An 18257-nucleotide genomic window follows, 5' to 3' on the forward strand; every position below is an offset into this window, starting at 1 on the left:
TCACTGTCCACCTCCATGCGGGACGCCGCCGGCCTCGGCGGGAAGCGGACCGGGCGGAATCGGCGCGAGCGGCGCACCCGGAACCGGACCGGGCGCGGGCGCGGGACCCGGCGGGAGTATGACCGGACCGAGCGTGTACGGCTGCGCGGGCGGCGGCGGTCCCGGCGCCGCGGGCTGCGGAAGCAGCAACGCGCTGGGATCTCCTGGATCACCCTGCCGCGGCGGGAACCGCCCGTCGGCCGGGATCCACTCCAGATACGGGATGTAGGTCTTCGCCTTGGCCTCGGTTGCCGGGGTGTCGTAGATGACCTGACCCTTGTAGGCGGTGATCGTGTTGATTCCGTGCGCCATGAAGGGTGGGAAGTTCATCGCGAGACGCTTCAGCACCGGAGCCATGCGCTGGCGGCAGATTTCGGATCGCTTGTCGTAGTCGGGCGTTCCCGCGCCGTCGAAGTTGCCGCAGATGAACTCCACCGGGTTCTGGAACTCCGGCAGGCCCAGCAGGCCGTTGGCGGTGCCCTGGGCCGGGTTGTAGATGTTGTAGAAGTTCGCCAACGCGTTCGGTAGGACGTGCAGGATCTGCTCGACGTCGTCGGTTTGGTTCGTGAGGATGCTGGTGAAGTCGGTCAGCCTGGTGATGCTGTTGACCACTGTCTCGTTGTTCTCGTCGAGGAAGCCGCGGACGTCCGACAGGGCCTGGTTGAGGCTTCCCAGCGTGCTGTCGAGTCCCACCGTGCTGTCGGCCAGGACCTGAGAGACCGACGCCAAATGCCCACTGAATTGGACGATTTGCTCGTTGCTCTTCGACAGCGCGTCGACGAGGATCTGGAGGTTCTTGATCGTGCCGAACAGGTCGGTGCTCGAGTCACCCAGCCGTCCCGCAGTCTGTGACAGTTCGCGCAGGGCGTTCCGGAACGAATCCCCATTGCCGTCGAACGTATCGGCGGCCTGATTGACGAACTCGCTCAACGGTCCCTGAACCTGGCCCGCCGACGGCCCGAGCTGCTGGCTCAGCCTCGTCAGCTCGGTCTTGACGTCGTCCCACTCCACCGGCACGGCGGTGCGGTTCAACTCGATGGTGGCACCGTCCTGCATCTCTGCGCCGCCCTTGTAGACCGGTGTGAGCTGAACGAACCGGGCGGCAACGATATTCGGTGACATGATCACTGCGCGGGCATCGGCAGGGATCTTGACGTCGTTGTTGACCCGCATGGTGATCTTGACGGCGTCGGCCTGGGGCGTGATCGATTCGATCTTGCCGACCGGAACGCCGACGACGCGTACTTCGTCGCCCGGGTACACGCCCGCAGCGGAAGCAAAGTAGCCGACAACCTTGTACGTGGTGACGCGCGGCCAGATCACGTAGAGCCCACCGATCAGCGCCACCACCAGGGCGCCGACGATTCCGAGACGCACGAGCCGGCTCATGGCGACTTCGGCTTGATGATCAGGCGCTCGTTGATGAACCCGCGCAGGAGGTCAGAGAGACTGTCCGGAATCTTGCCCGGCTGGAAGTAGATATCCAAGAGTGCGGCCTCTTGCGTGGTGTTCGGAATCGCGTTGGGCAGGTTGACCATGAAGCCCGAACCCGAACCGACCGATTCGCCGAGTGCGGTGGCGTACGGCGGCAGACGCCTCAGCGCCTCGCTGATGTGGTCCCGGCGTTCGAGCAGGTTGTCCAACACCAGGTTCAGTTTCCTCAGGGCCGGTCCGAATTCGCGACGGTTGTCGTTCACGAAACCCGAAAGCTGCTCGGAGACATCGTCGATGCCCGCGATCAAGGTGCTCAGCGCGGCGCGGCGCTCGTCGAGGGCGGCGAACAACTGGTTGCCGTCGGTGACGAATTGGTTCACCTGACCGGCTCGATCAGCGAGTATCCCCGTCACCGACTTCGCACGCGTCAGCAACTGACCCAGCGCTTCGTCGTTGGCATTGATACTGCGCGACAACGTCGCCACACCGTCAAGGGTGCGGCGCAACTCGGGCGTTGCATCGCGGAACGAATCGGTCAGCACCCCCAACGCCTGGGTCAGCTGCTCCTGGTCGACCGCGGCCGCGTTCTGACCGAGGTCCTGCAGGGCCTGATTCAAGGTGTACGGAACTGTCGTGCGGGCCACCGGAATCGAGGTCACCGACCCGCCGCCCGCCGGAGTGATACCGAGCGACCTCTCGCCCAGAACCGTGTCGGTTCGGATCGATACGAGGGTCTGGTCACCCAGCCTGATCTTGCGATCGACGGTGAAGGTCACCTTTGCGAACTCTCCCGCGAGGCCGACGTCGCTCACTTTGCCGACCGTGATGCCGGAGATGTTGGCGTCGTTACCCGGCGAGATGCCGCCGGCGTCGGCGAAGTAGGCCTCGTAGGACTTGCCCTGCGGAAAGAACGGCAGGCTGCTGTAGCCGAATGCGACGACGACGACCATCGCCAAGACCGCGATTCCGAAGATGCCCGCCCTCAGGGTCTTATCCATTGGCTGAACACCTGCCCTTCGAGAGGTCCGGGACGCCGCCGATCGGGAGGAGGATGTCGCTGCCTGCCGGCCCGTTGAACTTGAGCGTCGTCGCGCAGATGTAGTAGTTGAAGTACGAGCCGTACGCACCAAGCGAATTGAGCCGCAGATAGTTCTCGGCGAGCGGTTCGATGACCGCGTTGACCTCCGCCTTACGGTTGTCGAACTCGGTGGCCAGTGGGCGGAGGTTCTCGAGTACGCCCTGGATCGGCCGTCGCGAATTCGCCAGCATGTCCGTCAGATTCGTCTCGGCCGACGCCAGCGGCGGAATCGCGCCGGCGATCGGGTCGCGGCCTTCGGCGAGTCCAGTGACCAGCTTCTGTAGCTCGTCCACGCTGGCATTGAACTCGGCACTCTTGGAGTCGATGGTCCCCAGCACCTGGTTCAGGTTCTGGATGACCTCCGAGATGACTTGGTACCGATCACCCAAAGTCTGGCTGAAAGTTCCGGTCTCCGAGAGCAGTTGGGACAGCGCACCACCCTGGCCCTGCAGCAGCTCGAGGATCGCATTGCTGATCTGATTGACCTGCTCGCCGTCGAGGCCCTTGACCACAGGGCGTAGACCGCCGAGCAACGCGTCCAGGTCGAGGGCCGGCTGGGTGTTGTCCTTTGGAATGGTGGCACCCTTGGGCAGCTTCCTGAGCTCACCCGGGCCCGAGGTGATCTCCATGAAGCGATCGCCGACCAGGTTCTCGTAGCGGATCACGGCTCGCGTGGACGTGTACAGCTGGTACTTCTTGTCCAGCGTGAACGCCACATCGACGGTGTTGTCGGGGTTCAGCTTCACGGCTTCGACCGTGCCGACCGGGACACCGGCGATCCGTACGTCGTTACCGCCCCCCAGTCGCGACGCATCGGCGAACGTGGCGTGGTAACGATTGGTCGACGTGAACCGGAACTCGCCGAAGATCACGATCAAACCGGCGCTGACCAACAACATCGCCACCACGAAGATGCCGACCTTCGTCAGGATTCCCTTCATCAGAAGTCGTCCCGTTCTGCGAACGCGCCGTTGAAGAGGAATTGGAACGTATTCGGGGCGTCGACCTGCACCTCGGTGAACGGCTCATACGGAATGAGCGCGTTGTCGGTGACCAGGAACGGTGACCGGAAGTACGATCCGCCGAACTGCATGCTCGGGAGGTTCGGCAAGCCACGGCAGTTCGGACCACCCGTCGCGTTCACGATCGGCAGGCTCTCCGGATACGTGTATGACGGGACGCCGAGGACGAAGCTCGAACTGACCATCGCGCCGGGCTTGTAACCACCGAGGATGTCCGCACCGCGCTGGCGGCCTTTCGCGACACCCTGGACGATGCAGCCGAGGACGGGCGAATAGTCGTGCAGGACTTTCAACGGTGCCCGCAGTCGCTGGATCGCCGCGATGTAGTCGTCGGCGCCGGGCTCGAGGGTGTCGGCGCCCTCGTTCGCCAGGCCGATCGTCGCGAGCAACGTGGCGTTCAGATTCTCCTGCTCATCGACGACCGTCTGGCTGATGGTCGGCACGTTCTTGATGACGGTCACCAGGTCGGGGCCGGCATCGCCGTAGATGTTGGCCACCGTGTTGGTCTGCGCGAGAATCGCCTCCACCTGCGGCAGCTTCGGATTCAGTTGCGCGAGGTACTGATTCAGCCCGGCCGAGCTGACACCGACGTCCTCACCATGACCACGCAGGCCCTCCGCGAGCGCCGACATGGTCGCGTTCAGATGGATGGGATTGACCTTGTTCAAGACGTCGATCAGTGTCTGGAACAGCGTATTGGCTTCCAGCTGGACTTCGTCGGCCTTGACAGCAGCGCCAGCGGCCATCGGCTTACCTGAAGGCTGTTCCGGCGCAAGGAATTCCACCGACTTCGCGCCGAACACCGTCGTGCTGGCGATCCGCACCGGCGCGTTCGACGGCACGTAGCGCAGCTCGCCCTTGTTGATCGCGAGCGTCAGCTTCGCATCCTCACCGGTATACGAGATGTCTTCGACCTTGCCGATCTGGATACCGCGGTACTTGACCTTCGCGTCGCGGTCCATCACCAGACCGGCCCGCTTCGAGGTGACCGTCACGGTTTCGGTCGGTGTGAACGCGGCCGAGTAGGAGAGATAGGTGAACACCGAGAACGCCACGATGACCGCCGCCAGCACTACGGCGGCGATCCTGATCGCGACGGTCCTCGACATGGTTTCTCTTTCCCCTTAACCCGAGAGGTTGAAGTTTCCGGTGGCACCGTACACGGCCAGGGAGATGAACAGAGTGATGATGACGACGACGATCAGCGAGGTCCGGACCGCCTTACCCACCGCGACACCGACGCCGACGGGTCCGCCGGATGCGTTGTAGCCGTAGTAGGTATGGACCAACATCACCGCGACCGCCATCACGATCGCCTGAGCGAAAGACCACAGCAGATCGGTCGGGATCAGGAACGTGTTGAAGTAATGGTCGTACAGCCCGCCGGACTGTCCGTTGACGAAGACGGTGATGGTGCGGGCCGAGAAGAACGCGGCCAAGACAGCGAGCGAGTACAGCGGAATGATCGCGATGAGCCCGGCGACGATGCGGGTGGACACCAGATAGGACATCGAGTGCACGGCCATCGATTCGACGGCGTCGATCTCCTCGGAGATACGCATCGCCCCCAGTTGGGCCGTGGTGCCCGCACCGATGGTCGCCGCGAGCGCGATGCCGGCGATGATCGGCGCCACGATGCGCACGTTGAGGTACGCCGATAGGAAGCCGGTCAGCGCCTCGATGCCGATGTTGCCCAGCGATTCGTAGCCCTGTACGGCGATGACACCGCCGGAGGCCAGGGTGAGGAACGCCGCGACGCCGACCGTGCCGCCGATGAGGACCAGCGCGCCGGTGCCGAGCGTCATCTCCGCGATCAGCCGGGTCGTTTCCTTGCCGTAGCGCCGCACGGCGTTCGGCATGTACCGGACCGACTCGGCGTAGAACAACGCCTGCTCGCCGAACGTGTCGACGGCCTTGGGAAGCCATCCGAGCGCCCGCCGCATCCTCACCGTCACGTCGTAGCTCATCAGCCGAGCACCCGAACGCCGATTGCGGTCATCAGAACGTTGATGACGAAAAGGCAGATGAACGCATAGATGACGGTCTCGTTGACGGCCTCTCCGACTCCCTTGGGTCCGCCCTTGACGGTCAGGCCGCGGTAGCAGCCGACGAGGCCTGCCATCACACCGAACAACAGGGCTTTGACTTCGGAGATCACCAACTCGCCCAAGCCGGTCAGGATCGTCAGACCGTTGATGAACGCACCGGGGTTCACCCCCTGCAGCAGTACGGAGAACACGTAACCGCCGGTGAGACCGATCGCGATCACCAAGCCGTTGAGCAGCAGAGCGACGGTGGTCGAGGCCAGCACACGCGGAACCACAAGGCGCTGAATGGGATCGATGCCGAGCACTCGCATCGCATCGATTTCTTCACGGATGGTGCGGGCACCCAGGTCGGCGCAGATTGCGGTGGCGCCGGCGCCGGCGATCACGAGCACGGTCGAGATCGGGCCCAGCTGCGTCACCGTGCCGAACGCGGTACCGGAGCCGGACAGGTCCGCCGCACCGATCTCGCGCAAGAGAATGTTGAGGGTGAAGGCGACCAGGACCGTGAACGGGATCGAGATCAACAGGGTCGGGATGAGCGCAACCCGCGCGATCATCCACGTCTGGTCGAGGTACTCGCGGAACTGAAAGGGGCGTCGAAATATCTTGACGAAGGTGTCCATCGACATTTCGAAGAAACCGCCCACGGCCCGAGTCGGTGCCGCGAGCTGTTCGATCAACCTCGGGCTCCGTTTCTCTGCGGTGGCGGGCGGAGGGCTCGCGTGGCGAAGACTTCGGATAACGTCGCCGACGCTTGCTTTACACCCGTGGTTTAAGCACTGCTCTTAGTGAGCCGGATCATACTAACTAGAACAAGTTCACAGTGTCAAAGAACCGGAAAAAAGGTCCAAATTGTTATATTCGCGCTGGTCAAAGCCGGTGTGACACACGCCATATTAGAACGTGTTCTAGTCTCCCAAGTTGGGAGCGGTCAAGATTATCGAGCTTATGAATTCATAATGTCGGTCGCTGCGAAATTCGCATCCGAGCCGCGCTCAGCAAAGTAGTCGCGCAATGTAATTGACAGGTCCGTAGGTTTCCAGGCGTCACCCAGTGCGCTGAACTGAGCTTCGACCGTTGGCGCCGCAAGAAGCGTCACAGTAGGACCGTAAACGATGAAGAGCTGTCCGTTGACGCCTTCCGCAGCGGGCGAGGCCAGAAATTGCACCAACGTGACGACATGCTCGGGCGACAGCGAGTCGATCTGCCCCTCGGTCAGCTCCGGCGCCTCGCCGAAAACGTCGGCGGTCATCGCGGTGCGGGCGCGGGGCGCGATCGCGTTGGCCCGCACGCCGTAGCGCTCCAAGGCCCGCGCCATCGTCAGCGTCAGCGCGGTGATGCCCGCCTTCGCGGCGCCGTAGTTCGCCTGCCCGACCGGCCCGACCAGGCCGGCCTCGGACGACGTATTGATGACGCGGCCGTAGACGCGGCCGTCGTTCTCCTTGGCCTTACTGCGCCAATAGGTGGCTGCGTTGCGAGTCAGCAGGAAGTGACCCCGCAGATGGACCGCGATAACCGCATCCCAGTCTTCATCGGTCATGTTGAACAGCATGCGGTCGCGCGTGATGCCCGCATTGTTGACGACGATGCTCAGACCGCCGAGGCCGTCGGCGGTGGACACCAGCTCGTCGGCCGTCGACCGCTCGCTGATGTCACCGGCGACCGCGACCGCCTTTGAACCCGCGGCGACGATCTCGTCGATCACGTCGGAGCGGTCCAACGCACCTGCGATGTCGTTGACGACGACGGTGGCGCCGGCGCGCGCCAGACCGATGGCCTCGGCGCGGCCCAGCCCGGCGGCCGCGCCGGTCACCACGGCAACGAGGCCGGAAAGATCAGTCGCATCTGCAGTCATTTATGAATACCTCTAGTCTCTGCGGATCAGGGCTGCTCGCGGGCACTCGGCGATCGACTGCTCCGCCAGGTCCTCCTGGTCGGCGGGCACCGGATCGGCCTTGACGACCGCATAATCGTCGTCGTCGAGATCGAACAGGTCGGGGGCGATTCCAACGCATACGGCGTTGCCCTCGCAACGGTCACGGTCCACTTCCACTCGCATGACGCACTCCTTGCGCTCGGGGCTGCTTCGAGCAACCAGTGTGGCACCGGCCTGGACCCCAAGACTAGAACGTGTTACAACCGGGAGTGAAGTCGGGCTGGACTTCGGTTCAAGCCTGGTGCACGTATACCGGTGCTCTACAGAAGTTAGGACAAGGCGATGCGGATCGGCTACACCCCAGAGCAGGAGGAGTTGCGTCGCGAGCTACGGGCGTACTTCACCAAGCTGATGACCCCCGAGCGCGCCGAAGCGCTGGCCTCCAGCGACGGCGAGATGGGGCGGGGCAACGTCTATCGCGAAACGGTCGCCCAAATGGGCAAGGACGGGTGGCTGACGCTCTCGTGGCCCAAGGAGTACGGCGGCCAGGCGCGCCCGCCGATGGACGGACTGATCTTCAACGACGAGGCCGCAATCGCGAACGTCCCGGTGCCATTCCTGACCATCAACAGCGTCGCGCCGACGATCATGCACTTCGGCAGCGACGAGCAGAAGAAGTTCTTCCTGCCCAAGATCGCCGCCGGAGAACTGCACTTCGCGATCGGATACTCCGAGCCGGGCGCCGGCACCGACCTGGCCGCGCTGCGGACCACGGCGGTACGCGACGGCGACGACTACGTCATCAACGGTCAGAAGATGTGGACCAGCCTGATCGCCTACGCCGACTACGTGTGGCTCGCGGTGCGCACCAACCCGGAGGCCAAGAAACACCGCGGCATCTCGATGCTCATCGTGCCGACGACGGCCGAGGGCTTCTCCTGGACGCCGGTGCACACCATGGCCGGCGTCGACACCAGCGCCACCTACTACCAGGACGTGCGGGTGCCGGTGTCCAGCCTCGTCGGCGAGGAGAACGCGGGGTGGAAGCTGGTCACCAATCAGCTCAACCACGAGCGCGTCGCACTGGTTTCCGCGCAGCCGATCTTCTCGGCGCTCGACGGTGTCCGCGAGTGGGCACAGAACACCAAGGACGCCCATGGCAGGCGCGTGATCGACTCCGAGTGGGTTCAGCTGAACCTGGCTCGGGTGCATGCCAAGGCCGAAGTACTCAAGCTCATCAACTGGGAGCTCGCCTCCTCCACGGATGCCGCCCCGTCACCGGCTGACGCGTCGGCCGCGAAGGTGTACGGCACCGAATTGGCCACCGAGGCCTACCGACTGCTGATGGAGGTGCTCGGCACCGCCGCGACACTGCGCACGAACACCCCCGGAGCCCTGCTGCGGGGCCGCATCGAACGCATGCACCGCTCGTGCCTGATCCTCACCTTCGGTGGCGGCACCAACGAGATCCAGCGCGACATCATCGGCATGGTCGCCCTCGGCCTGCCCAGGGTCAACCGGTAAGGACTGAGACGACATGGACTTCAAGACAACTGAGGCATCCGAGGATCTCGGAGGTCTGGCGCGCACCATCACCGAGTCGGTCAGCACGCCGGAACGCCAACGCGAACTCGACGGTCTCGACGAACGCTTCGACAAGACGCTGTGGAGCAAGCTGATCGAGGCCGACATCTTGTCCACCGCTGCGCCGGAGTCCCTGGGCGGCGGCGGATTCGGAGTACTGGAGCAGGTCGCGGTTCTCGTCGCACTCGGTAGGCAGATGGCCGCGGTGCCGTACCTGGAATCGGCGGTGCTGGCCGCGGGCGCGCTGGCGACATTCGGGTCCGAAGCCCTGCAGCAGGAGTGGGCGGTGCCCGCCGTCAACGGGCAGAAGATCCTGTCCGTCGCGCTCGACGGTGAGATGGGTGAAGGCCCGGTGCAGGCGAGTGCGAACGGTGACGGATTCCGGTTGACCGGCAGCCGCACCCAGGTGAGCTACGGCCCGGTCGCCGACGCGTTCCTCGTGCCCGCCGAAACCGATTCCGGCACCAAGGTCTTCGTGGTCGCCGCCTCCGATTCCGGTGTCACTGTCGAGTCGCTGAGCACCACCGGACACGGCAGCGTCGGCCATCTGGAACTCCGCGGTGTCGAGTTGGGCGCCGACCGTGTCGTCGGCGGCACAGGCTCAACTGCCGGCTCAGCGGGCGACGAGGTACTCGCCTGGCTTACCACGCATGGCACGTTGGGCCGCAGCGCTTTTCAGCTCGGTGTGGTGGAGCGCGCACTCGAGCTCACGGCCGAATACGCCCGCGAGCGTGAGCAGTTCGAGCGGCCGATCGGCAGCTTCCAGGCCGTCTCGTCACGGTTGGCCGACGGCTACATCGACGTCAAGGCGCTGCGACTGACGGTGACCCAGGCGGCGTGGCGGTTGTCCGAAGACCTGCCTGCCGACGTCGAGGTCAACACCGCGGCGTTCTGGGCGGCCGAGGCGGGGCATCGCGTCGCCCACACCACGGTGCACGTGCACGGCGGCGTCGGGATCGACACCGATCACCCGGTGCACAGGTACTTCCTGGCGGCCAAGCAGACCGAGTTCGCGGTCGGCGGGGCCACCGGGCAGCTGCTGCGCATCGGTCGTGAACTGGCCGACACGCCCGCTTGAATCCGGCGACGGGAAGCGAGCTTCCCACCGTAACCTCGCTGATCGCACCGCTGGTCGACGTCGACGACCGCGGGGTCTACTTCGAGGACACGTTCACCACGTGGCGTGAGCACATCGCCAACGGCGCTGCGGTGGCGGCTGCGCTGCGTGCGCGCATGGATCCTGAGCGGCCGCCGCATGTAGGTGTGCTGCTTCAGAACACCCCGTTCTTCTCGTCGGTTCTGGTGGCGGCGGGGTTGACCGGAATCGTGCCGGTGGGGTTGAACCCGGTGCGCCGTGGCGCGGCGCTGCAGCGCGACGTCACGCACGCGGATTGCCAGGTGGTGCTTGCGGATTCGGCATCGGCGGCCGTCGTCGGCGATATCGAGCACATCGACGTCGACTCACCGCAGTGGGCAGCCGAGGTGGCGCGCTACTCCGACGAACCCGTCGTCGCCTACGACGCCGACCCTGGTGATCTGTTCATGCTGATCTATACGTCGGGCACCAGCGGGGACCCCAAGGCGGTCAAGTGCAGCCAGGGCAAGGTCGCCATCGCGGGTCAGATGATGACGCAGCGATTCGAGCTCGGGTCCCGGGACGTCTGCTACGTGTCGATGCCGTTGTTCCACTCGAACGCGGTGCTGGTCGGCTGGGCCGTGGCCTTGGCTTCACAAAGCTCACTTGCGTTGCGGCGCAAGTTCTCCGCGTCGCAGTTTTTGCCGGATGTCCGTCGGTTCGGTGCGACGTACGCCAACTACGTGGGCAAACCGCTGTCGTATGTGCTCGCCACTCCCGAACAACCCGACGATGCCGACAATCCGCTGCGCGCCGTCTACGGCAACGAGGGCGCACCCGCCGACGTCGAGAGATTCGCCAGCCGGTTCAACACCCTGGTGATGGACGGGTTCGGTTCGACCGAGGGCGGTATCGCGATCGGCCGCACACCGGACACCCCGCCGGGGTCGCTCGGCCCGCTGCCCGAAGGCACCGAAATTCTCGACGTCGAGACCGGGGAGCCCTGCCCGCCCGGCGTCACGGGCGAGTTGGTGAACACATCGAGCGCTGGGCGTTTCGAGGGCTACTACAACGATCCGGGCGCCGACGCCGAACGGATGCGCGGCGGGGCTTACCACAGCGGCGATCTGGCCTACCGCGACGAGAACGGCTACGCGTACTTCGCCGGCCGGCTCGGTGACTGGATGCGCGTCGACGGTGAGAACCTCGGCTCAGCGCCGATCGAGCGGGTGCTGCTGCGCCATCCCGACGTCGTCGAAGTGGCGGTGTACGGCATTCCCGCGCCCGATGTCGGAGACCAGGTCATGGCGGCCGTGGTGTTGGTCGAGGGCGCGTCGTTCGATCCGGAGCAGTTCCGCGAATTCCTCGCCGATCAATCCGACCTCGGACCCAAGCAATGGCCGTCGTATGTGCGGGTCGGCACCGACCTACCCCGCACCGAGACGTTCAAGGTGATCAAACGCCGGTTGCAGGCCGAAGGGACCGACTGCGACGACCCGGTGTATCCGATTCAGCGCTGAGAATTGATGTCCTTACCCATGTACATCAAATGCACATTTGATGTACATTGCTGTGGACATGAAATCGCGCAGGTACGACATGCGCGCGCGTCAGCAGGCGAAAGACGCCACCCGCGACGCGATCATCGACGCTGCCATTGACGCCTTCGAGGCAGAACGAACGTTCGCCATCACGCTGCCGGCGGTGGCTGAGCGCGCCGATGTGACGGTCAAGACGCTACTTCGGCATTTCGGCAATCGCGAGACGTTGATCGATGCCGCATGGCAGCGGCTCTTCGACGACATCCGCGCCGAGCGTGAACCACCGCCTGACGATCCGGCAGCCGCGCTGGAGATCCTGATCGAGCACTACGAGCGTCGCGGCACGATGGTCCTCGCCACCCTGGCCCAGGACGACAAAGACGCCAGGGCACAGCGCATGAACAGCGCGGGCCGTCTCGGCCATCGCGGATGGGTGGAGCAGGTGTTCGGCGCCCGCCTGCCCCAACGGCCAGCCGAACGTTCCCGGCTGATCGACGTGCTGGTGGTCGCGACCGATGTCTACACCTGGAAACTCCTTCGGCACGATCGTGGACTCTCGGTGGGCGACGTCTGCGATCGCATGCTGCTGATGACGGAAGCGGTGCTCAGCGCATGAAAATTCTCTTCGTCATGTTCGATGGCGGCGGCAACGTACCTCCGCAGTTGAAAGTCGCACGTGCACTGACGAATCGGGGCGCCGAGATCCAAGTCCTCGGTCATTCGGGGCTGCGGGAACGAATCGAGAGCGAGGGTCTTGCCTTTGAGGATTTCGCCAACGGACGCCGCTTCGATCCGGTCGCCCGTCGCACATTGCCCGCCATGATGACCGACTTCGCCAAGGTCACCATGGACCGGCGTTACGGGCAATGTGCGGTGGATGTCGCGCGACGCATCGGAGCCGACGCGGTCGTGGTCGACGTCGTATTCGGTGCCGCGATCACCGAGGTAGTCAACGCGAAGATCCCAGCGGTAGCCTTCGTGCACTGTTTCTACCGAGGGGTTCAGGACATGCTGTCGAGCCCCCTCGGATGGCTACACCGACTCCGGGGCATCACGCCGCTGCGTGCCGACCCCGGTGCTCTGTTGCAGATCGTCACTGCCCGAGCGGATCTGGACCCCATGCGGGGTTCCCCACCGGTCCACCACGTCGGCGTGGTGTGGCAAAGCGTGCCGACACAGGCGATCCCGGCTTCGACACCGCGAATTCTGGTCAGCCTGAGCACCTGTGCTTACGCCGGCCAACGGCGCATGTTGCAGAACATCCTCGACGCCATCGAGCCACTGGGCGTGGAGGCGATCGTCACCGTCGGCCCTGGCATCGACTCCGCTGGACTGCGGGTGCCAGCCAACTGTTCTTTGCATTCATGGCTCGACCACGACGAGGTACTGGCCTGCGCATCGCTGGTGGTCGGGCATGGCGGCCACAGCACCGCGATGCGCGCGCTGTCGTTCGGTGTCCCCCTGGTGGTCATGCCAGCGAATCCGCTCATCGACCAGAAACGGGTCGGAGCGCAAATCTCAAGCGTCGGCGCCGGCATTTTGCTGTCGAAACATGCTGGAAGCAAACGTATTCGCGCAGCCATCGAGAAGGCGTTGGGCGACCCCGCGTACCGCGATGCCGCTGCCGGCATCGGCGCCCGTATCCGTCAACGCGACGGCGCCGAGGTGGCCGCCGACGCGATCGAAGAATTCCTGCGCTCAGGGGTCGTCAGTCCGTATCGTTAGCCTGGTGGGCGCGCCGCCCCGTGATCGCCGGAAGCCCACGCGGTATACCTCTGTCATGTTGGCTGACTCACCGCTGTGGCTGATCCTCGATCTCGTCGGCACCTTCGCGTTCGCGCTCAACGGCGCGCTGACCGCGGTCCGCGCCGAGCGGCTGGACATAGTCGGCGTCGTCACGCTCGGAATGTTCACCGGTCTTGGCGGTGGCACCATCCGCGATGTCCTGCTCGATGCTTTGCCACCGGCTACATTCGTCGACTGGCGCTACCTCGCACTGGCGGCGGCAGGTGGCTTGATCGCCTTTGCGCTGAGCCGAGTTCTGCACCGACTGGCCGCCGTGATCAACGTTCTCGACGCCATCGGATTGAGCGTCTTCGCCGTCCTGGGTGCCTATAAGGCGCTCGACTTGGGATTCGGTGTGGTGCAGGCGATCATTGTCGGCGCGATCACAGCCGTCGGGGGTGGCACGATTCGCGACGTGCTGATCGGTCGGATTCCCAGCGTCCTACGTAGCGAGCTCTACGCCATCCCTGCCCTCATCGGTGCAGGCTGTGCGGTCGCGGCCGACAGCGTCGGCTACCACGGAACGTTTGCCGCACTCGGTGCGGCGCTCGTCTGCTTCGCGATCCGCATGGTGGGCATCCGATTCGACCTGCACGCACCTCAGCCGCCGGGTTGGCGCCACGAACAAAATGGTTCGCGCTAGCGACTGCGTATCAGTTGGTCGGGTAAGTCCACCGCTGTGCGCGCGGGCTTGCTCCCCCGTCGGATTCCCATCGCTCCAAAGCGATAGGTGCCAGTACGCGGTCGTCGTTGTGCCGCATTTCATTTCCGAGATGAGCTTCGGCGATCCTTTCGAGTGATGAAAGCATTTCTTTACTCCTTCCATGGTCGGACATCAAGCGTCGCAATCAGTTTCGGCCTCGTCCTCCCGCTAACCCATCTCAGCGGTGTGTAAACCGTAGGGAACGGCTACCAACATCGTGACGGGCAGCTCAGCACCACTTGGCGATTTGACCGTGCGCTGCTCACCGGAACGCGCACCGAGAATGGCCGCGCCGAGCGGAGATTGAATGGAGTAGACCTCGATATCGCCGTGCTCAGCGCCGCGAACACCGAAGAGAAACGATTCGGTATCCCCGGTATCGTCGTATCGGACGGTGACGACCATGCCCGGTTCGGCGATACCGTCATTGGGCGGGTCCTCGCCCACAACGGCGTAAACGAGCAGGTCATGAATCTGTTGTATCCGGGCTTGCCGGGCGCGCTGAATCGCGGTGGCATCTTCGCCGATATCCCCATCCGCAGCGGCGGTCTTGCACAATTGGCGCAGGGTGGCCAATTCCTGCTGTAGACCGTCATAGGCTTCGGTAGAGATCCAGACGCGTTGTGCACTAGTCATATTCGTTCCTTTCATTGCCAAGAGCCGACAATTGCCCCGTAATTGGTTGCCGTCAGGGGCGGGCATAGAGCCCCGCCCCTGACGACTCGCAGTGCCCGTAAACGGGCGACATCCTCGATCTAGGCGACAGCCCGCCGCTGTGGATCGAACGGCCGCAGCGCTTCGGGTTGCTTGCCGGTCGTGATCTGCTCAGTCAGGAGTCTGCCGGTGATCGGCCCATGTGCGAGACCCCACATTCCGTGCCCGCCAGCGACATACACGTTGCGAGACATCTCACCGATCAACGGCAGGCCGTCGGGGGTGATCGGGCGCGGACCGACCCAGATGTCGCTGCGTTCGGCCCAGCGAACCCCTTCCATGAGCGGGCTCACGGAGGCGACGATTGCGCCGACACGTTCAGCCATCAATGGTTCATGCGGGTCGCGGAACTCCATCGTGCCCGCGACCCGCAGTGCCCCGTTGAAGGGAGTGCAGGCCACTCGCGCGTCCGGCAGGTAAATGGGACCGGGTATGGGCCGGTCGACGGGCACGGTGAACGAGTAGCCGCGACCGGCCGTCACCGGTACCCGCAGTCGGCTGCCCGCCAGTCGTGACAACCAGGCGCCGGTGGCGATCACCGCAGCGTCGGCGGTCAACGGCTTGCCGCGGTAGGGCAACACCGTCGCTGAGTTACCGGAGCTGCAGACGTCCCGCACATCCTCTGTGAGGATGGTGGCTCCCCGCTCTTCGACAGCTTTTCCCAGGGCTGTGACGAAACGACCCGGATCCACGAATCGTTGACCGTTGACGTTGAGCGCGGCGGTGATCGCCGGCGACGCCAGCGGAACCTGCTCGCGCAGTGCCTCACCAGACAGCCCGGTGACGAACACCGACTGTCCGGCGTTCTCGAGGGCACGGAGGTCGCGCAACATGTTCTCCGCGTCACGCGTCGTTCGGAACACCGCCGTGATCGGAGCATCGGTCACGGGCGCGTCGACCCCGTTCCCGACAAGAACGTCGTATGCCTCGATGCATTCCTCGTTGAGTGGCACGTTGGCTCGCACCGCGCGAATCCACGCCGACGGGCGACAGTTGGCTGCGAATTGCATCAGGAACGACCACAGTGCAGTGTCCGCGGACAACGGGATGTGCAGAGGAGCGTTCCGGTCGCGCAATGATCGCAAACCGTAGCGAAGCAGTTTCGGAGAGTTCAGCGGCATCGTCAACGCGGGTGAGATCCAGCCGGCGTTACCCCGAGAGGCTCCGGCGGCTACGCCCGCGCGGTCCACCACGGTGACGTCGACTCCCCTCTCCTGCAGGAACCACGCCGTCGACAACCCGACGATGCCTGCGCCGACCACGACCGCAGACCGCGGACCGCCATCGATACGCTCGTCGCCGACCATTGCCATACCTCCATCGCTGAATCCACCTACGGACAACCCCATGGTGGCCTGACCAGCGACGGCAAGGGTTGCCGCGGGGGGACAACCAACGGCGGCGCCGTTGTGGTGATCCGACAAACGGTGCGGTCAGTCGGCCTGAGTGGCCGCGAGTTCGATCATCATCGCCAGCCGCTTGCGGGCGTCGTCCAATTGAAGGTCGGTGATCTCGCCCATCTTGCGCAAGCGGTACCGCACGGTGTTCTCGTGCACGCCCAATCGGTTGCCCGCTTCGGCCGGGTCGCCCATGGCCTCCAGCCAGGCCCTCAGAGTCGACACATAGTCGGTGGTGTGATCGGCGTCGTGGCGTCGCAACTCGGCGACGGGTCCGCGGTCGGGGGTCCGGCCTGAGCGCGCCGCTGTCCGAAGCCGTTGCAGCAGGATCTCGTCCCACGACTCGTCATAGGCCGGCGGCGGGGCATCAGCCGGCTTGACCCCGTGCAGCGCCAGGCATTCGTCAGCTTCCTGACGCGCCGCCGGCAGATCTGCGGCGGCGGCGGCCTTGCTGATACCGGCCAACACGGTCAACCGATCAGGCAGAGACGCCCGCAGACCCGCGAACCACCGTCGAGCGGACCCCGCCTGCTCGCCCGGCAACAACGTGTACACCGTGTTGCCGGAGAGGGCACTGCGGCCGGGACGTGACCAACCGAACCCGGTCGTCGCCCGCTCGAAGGCGAGGAGAAGACCCGCGTCTCGATCGAAGTCGATGAAAGCCTGCACCGCGATCACGCGCATACGGCCCGGCGCCAAACCGAGTCTGCTGGCCGACGCCGCGGCATCGGGGCTGCCGTTCAGGAGGCGCAGCACCAATTCGGACTCGACCTGACGCTCCAAATCCGCGCTGGCGCGTGAGCGCAACAGATGCAAGGCCACTGTGCGGGCCCCGTCGGCCAACGCCGTCCGTTCGGGTTCGACCAGCGGCTCGAGGCAGGAAACCCACAACGACCCCATGAGCTCTGTCCCCGAACGCACCGCAACGACCATGCGGCCCGACATTCCGCGATCGTTGTCCGCACTGACGAACAGCGGTTCGTCAGAGGTTGCCAGATGCGCGAAAACACCACGAGCTTCGAAGAATTCGCGCAGACTCGCCGACGCCTGCCTGTCCATGACCGTCGCGACACGCGCCGGGTCGGCGTTCTGCTGCATCGTGGAGTACGCGAGCACCCGCGACAACGGATCCTCGATGGTGACCGCGCCACCGACCATCTCGGCCAGGCTGTCGGCGAGGGCGAACAGATCGGTTGGACCGCGGCCGGATTCGGTTTCCCGACCTTCCAGAACCAGCCCGTAGACGACAGCCGATAGCTCGCTCCAGGAAACCGATGCATCGACAACCATCATCGCGACGCCCTCGTCCATCCCGGCGAAGGTAGTGGTGTCATCGTGGTCGCGCAGAAGAACAACCACGGCGTGCGCCGACACCGCCCACCGCAGCGCCTCGTCCACCGAACGCGCCCCGATGGCCAGCAGCACGTCGCCAGTGACCGTGCGGCCGCCTGCAACCTCGTGCACCACGACGCTGCCGAGTTCCGTGGAGCGCGGTATCGGACAGAAACGCAGTCGGACGCCGTAGCTTCCCAGCACGTTCACCAAGCGGTCCAAAGTGACCACGCACTTCTCCTTTTCAGCCAAGTCTATTGTCGGTCAATGTGGGGCCCCGCGAGTTCGCACCGACCACTGCGCTAGCCGACCTGATCGAGGCCGCGGAGACGATGGACGGTTCGCCCGCACCCTGCAGCGCCATTGCACCGCCGCCCACGGATACGGCGCCGCGACGCATCCCGCGGTTCCGTAACGCCCGGCGTCTCCTCGATGAAGGGCTGCCCTTCTCCGCGCGCTCGCTGGTGTCCCGCTGAGGTGGTTCGGAATGACCTGCCGCCGTCACCTTTTCGAGCCGTGCATCGACCTCGCCAGGCGTGCCGACACCGAGTGCCAGGGCAATCCGGCTGTGCGATGACGACGGCGTCACCCACCCCGGATGCATCGCCGCGACCGCCACATGCGGTGCG

The 18257-nt window shown here is 64.8% G+C and carries 18 protein-coding genes; 7 read left to right on the forward strand and 11 right to left on the reverse strand.

What is annotated here, in order from left to right; translation table 11 throughout:
- From G6N42_RS18695 to G6N42_RS18730, 8 genes are all read right to left on the reverse strand, one after another.
- Nucleotides 1-1428: a virulence factor Mce family protein gene (locus G6N42_RS18695; protein WP_163731211.1), complete on the reverse strand. Its 1428-nt coding sequence runs from the start codon at nt 1426-1428 to the stop codon at nt 1-3.
- Nucleotides 1425-2471, reverse strand: coding sequence for an MCE family protein (locus tag G6N42_RS18700; protein WP_163731214.1), 1047 nt, complete (start codon nt 2469-2471; stop codon nt 1425-1427). The genes G6N42_RS18695 and G6N42_RS18700 overlap by 4 nt, the downstream gene beginning before the upstream one ends.
- The gene (locus tag G6N42_RS18705) at nt 2464-3492 is read right to left on the reverse strand and encodes an MCE family protein (protein WP_163731216.1); all 1029 of its coding nucleotides are present in this window, start codon (nt 3490-3492) and stop codon (nt 2464-2466) included. The genes G6N42_RS18700 and G6N42_RS18705 overlap by 8 nt, the downstream gene beginning before the upstream one ends.
- Complete coding sequence (locus G6N42_RS18710) at nt 3492-4682, reverse strand: MCE family protein (RefSeq protein ID WP_163731218.1); 1191 nt, start codon at nt 4680-4682, stop codon at nt 3492-3494. Before G6N42_RS18710 ends, G6N42_RS18705 begins: the two co-directional genes overlap by 1 nt.
- 15 nt (nt 4683-4697) lie before the next feature.
- Nucleotides 4698-5540, reverse strand: coding sequence for an MlaE family ABC transporter permease (locus G6N42_RS18715; RefSeq protein WP_163731220.1), 843 nt, complete (start codon nt 5538-5540; stop codon nt 4698-4700).
- On the reverse strand, nt 5540-6301 hold the full coding sequence (locus tag G6N42_RS18720; RefSeq protein ID WP_083127371.1) for an MlaE family ABC transporter permease: 762 nt from the start codon (nt 6299-6301) through the stop codon (nt 5540-5542). The genes G6N42_RS18715 and G6N42_RS18720 overlap by 1 nt, the downstream gene beginning before the upstream one ends.
- A gap of 266 nt (nt 6302-6567) precedes the next feature.
- Complete coding sequence (locus G6N42_RS18725; protein WP_163731222.1) at nt 6568-7476, reverse strand: 3-oxoacyl-ACP reductase; 909 nt, start codon at nt 7474-7476, stop codon at nt 6568-6570.
- Between the two features lie 12 nt (nt 7477-7488).
- On the reverse strand, nt 7489-7680 hold the full coding sequence (locus G6N42_RS18730; protein ID WP_163731224.1) for a ferredoxin: 192 nt from the start codon (nt 7678-7680) through the stop codon (nt 7489-7491).
- Between the two features lie 159 nt (nt 7681-7839).
- Between G6N42_RS18730 and G6N42_RS18735 the strand changes: the two genes are divergently transcribed.
- Genes G6N42_RS18735 through G6N42_RS18760 form a run of 6 tightly spaced genes read left to right on the forward strand, consistent with a single transcriptional unit; the run spans nt 7840 to nt 14125 of the window.
- The gene (locus G6N42_RS18735) at nt 7840-9021 is read left to right on the forward strand and encodes an acyl-CoA dehydrogenase family protein (protein WP_163731226.1); all 1182 of its coding nucleotides are present in this window, start codon (nt 7840-7842) and stop codon (nt 9019-9021) included.
- A gap of 13 nt (nt 9022-9034) precedes the next feature.
- Nucleotides 9035-10159: an acyl-CoA dehydrogenase family protein gene (locus G6N42_RS18740; RefSeq protein ID WP_163731229.1), complete on the forward strand. Its 1125-nt coding sequence runs from the start codon at nt 9035-9037 to the stop codon at nt 10157-10159.
- Entirely contained in the window at nt 10156-11676 is a 1521-nt protein-coding gene (gene fadD17, locus G6N42_RS18745) for a long-chain-fatty-acid--CoA ligase FadD17 (RefSeq protein ID WP_163731232.1), read from the forward strand. The genes G6N42_RS18740 and fadD17 overlap by 4 nt, the downstream gene beginning before the upstream one ends.
- Before the next feature lie 58 nt (nt 11677-11734).
- Nucleotides 11735-12313, forward strand: a complete 579-nt coding sequence (locus G6N42_RS18750; RefSeq protein WP_163731236.1) for a TetR/AcrR family transcriptional regulator — start codon at nt 11735-11737, stop codon at nt 12311-12313.
- Nucleotides 12310-13422 carry a glycosyltransferase gene (locus G6N42_RS18755; protein ID WP_163731238.1) on the forward strand — a complete coding sequence of 371 codons (1113 nt, stop codon included), beginning with the start codon at nt 12310-12312 and terminating at the stop codon, nt 13420-13422. Before G6N42_RS18750 ends, G6N42_RS18755 begins: the two co-directional genes overlap by 4 nt.
- Before the next feature lie 55 nt (nt 13423-13477).
- Nucleotides 13478-14125, forward strand: a complete 648-nt coding sequence (locus G6N42_RS18760) for a trimeric intracellular cation channel family protein (RefSeq protein WP_163731241.1) — start codon at nt 13478-13480, stop codon at nt 14123-14125.
- Between the two features lie 228 nt (nt 14126-14353).
- Here G6N42_RS18760 and G6N42_RS18765 read toward each other — a convergent pair whose 3' ends face one another.
- The 3 genes from G6N42_RS18765 to G6N42_RS18775 all read right to left on the reverse strand — a co-directional run bounded on the left by G6N42_RS18765 (nt 14354) and on the right by G6N42_RS18775 (nt 17859).
- Entirely contained in the window at nt 14354-14821 is a 468-nt protein-coding gene (locus tag G6N42_RS18765) for a GreA/GreB family elongation factor (RefSeq protein ID WP_163731243.1), read from the reverse strand.
- 119 nt (nt 14822-14940) lie between these two features.
- The gene (locus G6N42_RS18770; RefSeq protein ID WP_163731245.1) at nt 14941-16206 is read right to left on the reverse strand and encodes an NAD(P)/FAD-dependent oxidoreductase; all 1266 of its coding nucleotides are present in this window, start codon (nt 16204-16206) and stop codon (nt 14941-14943) included.
- A gap of 126 nt (nt 16207-16332) precedes the next feature.
- Nucleotides 16333-17859: a PucR family transcriptional regulator gene (locus tag G6N42_RS18775; RefSeq protein WP_163731249.1), complete on the reverse strand. Its 1527-nt coding sequence runs from the start codon at nt 17857-17859 to the stop codon at nt 16333-16335.
- Nucleotides 17860-17897: 38 nt separating this feature from the next.
- Between G6N42_RS18775 and G6N42_RS18780 the strand changes: the two genes are divergently transcribed.
- Nucleotides 17898-18104 carry a hypothetical protein gene (locus G6N42_RS18780; protein WP_163731252.1) on the forward strand — a complete coding sequence of 69 codons (207 nt, stop codon included), beginning with the start codon at nt 17898-17900 and terminating at the stop codon, nt 18102-18104.
- Nucleotides 18105-18257 lie beyond the last annotated feature (153 nt).

It is taken from the genome of Mycobacterium gallinarum, assembly GCF_010726765.1.
GTDB classification, from domain to species: Bacteria; Actinomycetota; Actinomycetes; order Mycobacteriales; family Mycobacteriaceae; genus Mycobacterium; species Mycobacterium gallinarum.

Coding starts and splice junctions, on each gene's coding strand:
- G6N42_RS18760 (WP_163731241.1), top strand. CDS start 13,478: ATGTTGGCTGACTCACCGCTGTGGCTGATCCTCGATCTCGTCGGCACC.
- G6N42_RS18740 (WP_163731229.1), top strand. CDS start 9,035: ATGGACTTCAAGACAACTGAGGCATCCGAGGATCTCGGAGGTCTGGCG.
- G6N42_RS18700 (WP_163731214.1), bottom strand. CDS start 2,471: ATGGATAAGACCCTGAGGGCGGGCATCTTCGGAATCGCGGTCTTGGCG.
- G6N42_RS18730 (WP_163731224.1), bottom strand. CDS start 7,680: ATGCGAGTGGAAGTGGACCGTGACCGTTGCGAGGGCAACGCCGTATGC.
- G6N42_RS18715 (WP_163731220.1), bottom strand. CDS start 5,540: ATGAGCTACGACGTGACGGTGAGGATGCGGCGGGCGCTCGGATGGCTT.
- G6N42_RS18710 (WP_163731218.1), bottom strand. CDS start 4,682: ATGTCGAGGACCGTCGCGATCAGGATCGCCGCCGTAGTGCTGGCGGCG.
- G6N42_RS18755 (WP_163731238.1), top strand. CDS start 12,310: ATGAAAATTCTCTTCGTCATGTTCGATGGCGGCGGCAACGTACCTCCG.
- G6N42_RS18725 (WP_163731222.1), bottom strand. CDS start 7,476: ATGACTGCAGATGCGACTGATCTTTCCGGCCTCGTTGCCGTGGTGACC.
- G6N42_RS18705 (WP_163731216.1), bottom strand. CDS start 3,492: ATGAAGGGAATCCTGACGAAGGTCGGCATCTTCGTGGTGGCGATGTTG.
- G6N42_RS18765 (WP_163731243.1), bottom strand. CDS start 14,821: ATGACTAGTGCACAACGCGTCTGGATCTCTACCGAAGCCTATGACGGT.
- G6N42_RS18695 (WP_163731211.1), bottom strand. CDS start 1,428: ATGAGCCGGCTCGTGCGTCTCGGAATCGTCGGCGCCCTGGTGGTGGCG.
- G6N42_RS18750 (WP_163731236.1), top strand. CDS start 11,735: ATGAAATCGCGCAGGTACGACATGCGCGCGCGTCAGCAGGCGAAAGAC.
- G6N42_RS18735 (WP_163731226.1), top strand. CDS start 7,840: ATGCGGATCGGCTACACCCCAGAGCAGGAGGAGTTGCGTCGCGAGCTA.
- G6N42_RS18770 (WP_163731245.1), bottom strand. CDS start 16,206: ATGGTCGGCGACGAGCGTATCGATGGCGGTCCGCGGTCTGCGGTCGTG.